Genomic DNA, 670 nt, shown 5'->3' with positions numbered 1-670 from the left:
GGTTCTCCACCATTTGTGGTGGGTGAATAATTTAAAGAACTTAATTTTGATTGGAATTCTTCGAATTCTATCATTTAGACAACCATCCGATGTACGGGTCTGGTTGTCTTTTTCTTTTTGTTTTTAAATAAACTAAATACCAGCATTATACGGTTTCTTAAGTTATTAAAGCTTCTGTATCCATATGAAATTCGCTTAATTAACTTTATTTTATTGTTAATACCCTCGATTGCACCGTTATTTAATAAGGGATTGTAAATCGTATTACGAAGTATTTCTTGATGCTTTCTAAAAAATGTTACTACTTTCCATATGTTTTTACTAATTGAGTTTTTATCAACGTCGTTCAAACGATTGATAAAATCTTTCCAATTACATAATTTTAAACTCTCGCGTAAATCATGTACTAGTTCGTATGAATTTTTTAACTTTTCATCTGTTTGAAGCATAAAATTCACTAGATCATAACCTTTTTTATAACATCTAAAGGAACCATCCCAAATACCATCCATCATGAAGAGTTTACGTTTGTCTGTTAAAAGAAGCCTCCATTTGTTCTTTAAAACAGGGTATTCCCTTCCTTCTTTGTCTTTATAACGATTCATTACTTCTCTGCGATAGAAGTTTAACTCTCTATTCATGTGCTGAACGATATGAAATCTATCAAAGA

General features: G+C 30.4%; 1 protein-coding gene. It reads right to left on the bottom strand.

The window, feature by feature from the left end; genetic code table 11:
* Positions 1-74 precede the first annotated feature (74 nt).
* Positions 75-670, bottom strand: a 596-nt coding sequence (locus DVJ99_RS12960) for a transposase (protein ID WP_162912225.1), incomplete at its 5' end; no start/stop codon positions are given.

The organism is Staphylococcus sp. EZ-P03 (genome assembly GCF_003344575.1).
Taxonomy (GTDB): Bacteria; Bacillota; Bacilli; order Staphylococcales; family Staphylococcaceae; genus Staphylococcus; species Staphylococcus simulans_B.
This window is presented reverse-complemented; position numbering and strand designations above follow the sequence as displayed.